Annotated in this window: 4 protein-coding genes; 1 reads left to right on the top strand and 3 read right to left on the bottom strand. The window is 67.4% G+C overall.

The features are described 5' to 3' along the window. Positions 1-179: 179 nt before the first annotated feature. Positions 180-1,271 carry a hypothetical protein gene (locus Q0D45_RS21035; RefSeq protein ID WP_293397711.1) on the bottom strand — a complete coding sequence of 364 codons (1,092 nt, stop codon included), beginning with the start codon at positions 1,269-1,271 and terminating at the stop codon, positions 180-182. A gap of 116 nt (positions 1,272-1,387) precedes the next feature. Between Q0D45_RS21035 and Q0D45_RS21030 the strand changes: the two genes are divergently transcribed. Then, positions 1,388-2,044 carry a YceH family protein gene (locus Q0D45_RS21030; RefSeq protein WP_293397709.1) on the top strand — a complete coding sequence of 219 codons (657 nt, stop codon included), beginning with the start codon at positions 1,388-1,390 and terminating at the stop codon, positions 2,042-2,044. A 10-nt stretch (positions 2,045-2,054) separates the two neighbouring features. On the opposite strand, the gene Q0D45_RS21025 is transcribed toward Q0D45_RS21030, so the two are convergent. Next, the gene (locus Q0D45_RS21025; RefSeq protein WP_293397707.1) at positions 2,055-3,626 is read right to left on the bottom strand and encodes an NCS2 family permease; all 1,572 of its coding nucleotides are present in this window, start codon (positions 3,624-3,626) and stop codon (positions 2,055-2,057) included. Further along, entirely contained in the window at positions 3,626-4,075 is a 450-nt protein-coding gene (locus Q0D45_RS21020; protein ID WP_293397706.1) for a DUF3574 domain-containing protein, read from the bottom strand. The genes Q0D45_RS21025 and Q0D45_RS21020 overlap by 1 nt, the downstream gene beginning before the upstream one ends. Positions 4,076-4,564: the final 489 nt, after the last annotated feature.

Raw genomic sequence — 4,564 nt, 5'->3', positions numbered from 1 at the left:
TATTCGCGGCCGGCGACATGCGCCGCGGCCAGTCGCTGGTGGTCTGGGCGATCCGCGAAGGCCGCCAGGCTGCGCGCGAAGTCGACACTTTCCTGATGGGCAGCTCCGACCTGCCGCGCTGATCGGTACGTGGTTTGTGATCAGGCCCGCCAAGTGCAGGCCTGATCGTTTCTGGCGATTCAGGGGCTACTCGGGGCGAGGCCGTGCTCGGCCGGCAATGCCATCCACATGCGCAGCTGCGAACGCCAGTGGCGCAGTTCCAGCTCCAGCCAGTGGCTGGCCGAGATGATCGGCGGGCCGCCGTCGGCGGGTAGCGGCGTCAGTTCGGTTGGCGGCTGGGCTTCCTTCGGCTGGAGCGAGCGCTCCTTCGCTTCGTCGGACGGTTCCTCCGGCTCGCGTTGATCATGATTCGATGCGGCCGCGCCTTCCTCGCTGATCTCGTCGACCTCGTCCTGCTCGCGCGCCGGGCCGAGAATCAGCAGCCCGGACAGCAGGAAACTCTGCATCGGCCACAGCGCCAGCGGATCGAGCACCGCCTGGAAGCGGGCGCTGTGTCCGGCCAGCGCGGCAGCTGCGCCGGGGTAGTCGAGCTTGATCTCGCTGCGCGCCAGTTCTTCGAGGCTGGCCTGGATCAGGGCCAGCACCGCGCGGTCGATGACTGGCGCGCCGGCCTGCCGCTGCACGCTCAGGCCCAGGGTCAGGTCGATCAGCCGGGCATCGGCGCCGTGCACGCTGCCGCGCACCAGCAATTGCAGCGGCTCGTTCGGCCCTTTGCTTGCCAGGCTGGCGATGGCGGCGGGATCGCCGGGCGTTCTCGTGTCGGGCACCAGCAGCAGGCGACTGCGGGGCTCGCCGGTCAGGCCGGCGAGCAGGTTCAGCGTGAACTCGACGGTCGGGCTGCCTTTCGGCAACACCGGATCGCTGCGCAGCGCGACCGTAGCGGGCGACAGGCTCAGGCGATCGACGAGCTTGAGCGTGGTCGCGACGATCGAAGGCTGAGCTGGCGCTTGGCTCTGCCCCGATGCGGGCGACGGGGAAGCCGCAACAAGCGACGGTGGCGTCGATGCCACCAGCAGGGCTGCCGCTGGTGGCGGAGGAACCGCGTGGGCATCAGGCACTGCGACCAGACCATCGAGCACCGTCCACGGCATGCCTGCCGCGAGCGCTGCGACCTGGATCAAGGTCGAGCGATCCGGTGCCGCGGTCAGCGGCAAGCCGTTGACTGGAAGTTTGATCGCCAGCGGCAGCTGGGCATTGACGCCGATCCGCATGCCCGCTCTCCGAAGAACCCGAAAAATTTCGCCCTGTTTCGCGGTATCGGCAGGCAATCGCTGCACTTGAGGCCCGGATACAACCCAGGCTGGCGGCGGCAGCGCGATAATTGCGCATGAGCCAGATCCTGCTATCCCCGAACGAAGCCCGCGTGCTCGCCGCGCTGGTCGAGAAATCGATCACCACGCCGCAGTACTACCCGATGACCGTCAACGCGCTGATGATGGCGTCGAACCAGAAAAACTCCCGTTCGCCGGTGATGAACCTCAGCGAAGGCGATACCGGCGCGGCGCTGAACACGCTGGAGGCGGACAAGCTGGTCACCCGTGATGACAACGCCGGCCGGGTGCCGAAATGGCGTCATCGCTTTCATCATCAGCTGCTGCTGAAAGCGCCGACCATGGCGGTGCTGGCGACCTTGATGCTGCGCGGTCCGCAGACCCCGGCCGAGTTGCGCGCCAATGCCGCCGTGCTCAATGGCCCGCCGGATGCCGATGGCATTCAGGCCGCGCTCGACGATCTCGCCGAGCGCGCCCATCCGATGGTCATGCTGCTGCCGAGGCTGCCTGGGCAGGCGGCCGCCCGCTACGCCCATCTGCTGTCCGGCACGCCGGATATCCCGGTCGTCGAAGCCTCGACGATGCAGGCGGCGTCTCAGGCTCCGGCGCGTGCCGCTGCCGGCAATGGCATGGAACGCCTGGCCCAGCTCGAAGCGCGAGTCATCGAACTGGAGGCTCGGCTGGCGACGCTGGAGGCGGCGCTCGGCGGATAAGCCGTGCGCGTCAGTGGCCGCCTGCCGGGTCGCTGTCATCCGGTATGGTCAGCCAGCGCGCCGCCAGCAGCACGCCGGCCGCCGCCAGATAGGCGTAGACGAAGGTCCAGGCGGGCTGCAGGTTCAGTGCGGTATCGGCGCCGGTGTAGCGGTAGGAATGCATCAGGCCGGTGGCCGACAAGGCCGCGGCCGCGAGCATCCAGATCGCCGAAACCACGAACTTGCGTTCGATGATCGCGACCGTCGCCGCGGACAGGATCATCGCGCTGAACACCACGCCCTGTTCCAGCGCGAACGCGCCTTCGGCCCAGACGTCCGCGGCATGGAAGGCTGGCAGCAGCGCTTCGGTGATACCGGGGCCGCCTTCGCTGCCGGCACCGGCGGCGCGCAGCCCGGCCTTGATCATCAGCGAGCCCCACATCGCCAGCCCCGGCAGCAGACCGACGACCACGGCCGGGAAATGCGCGCGCGGCGTCGCATCAAACGCCTGCACGCTCATGACGATGCCGATCCACAGCAGGATCGCGATGCCGGCGTCGATCGGCACCGCCCAGGCGACATGGGCGATGGTGCCGCTGAAGCAGAGCAGCGCGATGAACACGCCGGACAAGGTCGAGTAGCCGGCCCGCGCACCCATCGCCTTCCAGCCCGGATGACCGATGTACAGCGTGGTCGGGAAGCAGGAGCCGAACACCGAGGCAACCAAGGTGGCGATGCCGTTGACGGCCAGCGACGAGCGGGTGTCGTAACGATCACCGGCCGCTTCGGCGGATTCGAGGTTCTGCATCGAACCGACCACCGAGATCAGGCCCATCGGCACGATCACCGCGGCGTAGGCGAGGAACTGATCGAAGCGCAGGCTTTCCAGCAGCGCACCGATCACCGGCACCGGCAGCGATAATTTCGGTGGCGGCGGCAAGGGGCCAGTCGGCGCCAGGCCCAACGTCCAGCCGAGCGCGATGCCGAGCAGCACCACGACCACGCCGACCGGCAGGCCACCCCGCAGCTTCACGCGGCCGAAGTAGCCGATCAGCACCACGACCAGAGTGACGATGCCGATCAGCGGATGAGCGTAAGCGCGCATCAGAAAGCCCAGCGCGATGAAGGCCAGCGCCAGCCCGGCCAGGGTCGACAGCAGTGCCGCGCGCGGCGTGTGCCGACGCACCCAGCCGGCGACGAAAGCGCCGGCGAACTCGATGACGCCGGTGCCGAAGCAGGCCAGCAGCCCGGCCTGCCAGGCGGCGCGTGCCGGATCGGGGCTGCCGGCAGCCGTCGCGGCCAGCTTGGCCGGCAGCATCACCAGGAACACGAACGAGAACACGGTGATGGTGTTCAGGCCGAACGGCAGCGCGCAGACATCGTCGCGACCTTCGCGCGCCGCCAGCTGCCGCGCCTGCCAGGCGTAGAACAGCGTGCCGGCCAGCAGCGACACCGCCGCACCCGGCAGCACGGTGCCGAGCACCAGCGCTTCCGGAAAGCCGAGCACGAAGCGGCATAGCGCAGAAATCAACAGCAGCAGCACCAGATTGTCGAGGGCCAGACCGATGAAGCCGTCGAGATCACCACGGACGAAGCGCTTCATCAGAACGACACCTCGGCCGGGCTGATCGTCAGCAACACCGACTCATCGCCGCTGCGCTGCTTCCAGGCCGCACGCAGCGCATCGAGATCACGCCGGTGCTGCGGGCCCTGGAACAGGATCACCAGCAGCTTGGAGTTCAGGCGCTCGATGGTCTTGGTGTCGCGGCGCTGCCACTGGCCGTAGACATCGAGCACCGAAAAGCCGTCCGGGAAGCGCGTCGTCACCTCTTCATCGAGAAAGCGCTGCCAGCGTTCGCGATCGGCGTCGGCGGTGCTGCCGTCGCTGCGGCCGAGGCCGAAGTACAGTTCGGCGCGTTGCCAGCGCGGAGCCTTGGCGGGGCGCGCGGCGTCGCCCTGCATCGTCGCCTTGACGGGTGCTTCGGCGGCGTGGCTCACAGGCAGCAGCAGCGAGGTGGCCAGCAGGACGGCAGCCAGCAGGGTGCGGGACATGGTGTTCGGTTTCCGGAGTGGCAGTGGTAACGGAGGCTGCTGCAACGCATGCGCCATGTCACGCCTCTGTCTGACAACGAGGTGCCTCATGCGCGATCATGGCAGCCGAAATTCACGAGAATTTCATCCGTCGCCAAGTACAAGTGCAAGCAACTCGGTACGCGCGCGACGCGAGCCTCCGCAACCTAGGGGCTAGGTCGCACTGTTTCAAATCTGTCATCTCGATGCAGACCAGCCTCCTCATGATCGACATCAGATCGATCTCAAACAGCACAGGGAATAACAAAAAATGTTCGTGAAACCTCGTAAGTCGTTGCGATCTGTCGTGTTCGGCCTGTCCGTGCTCGGCATTGCCCCCGGCCTCGCTGCCGCCAACCAGGGCTGGTATCTCGGCCTTGAAGGCGGTGCGAATTTCGTTCGTGACCAGAACTTCAAGATCTATGGCGCCAACGGCCTGCTGGTGTCCCCTCCGGACGGCACCAAGGTCAG

The organism is Nevskia sp., assembly GCF_023266035.1.
Classification (GTDB): Bacteria; Pseudomonadota; Gammaproteobacteria; order Nevskiales; family Nevskiaceae; genus Nevskia.
Note: the sequence above shows the minus strand (reverse complement) of the source record. Positions and strands in the feature narration are given on the sequence as shown.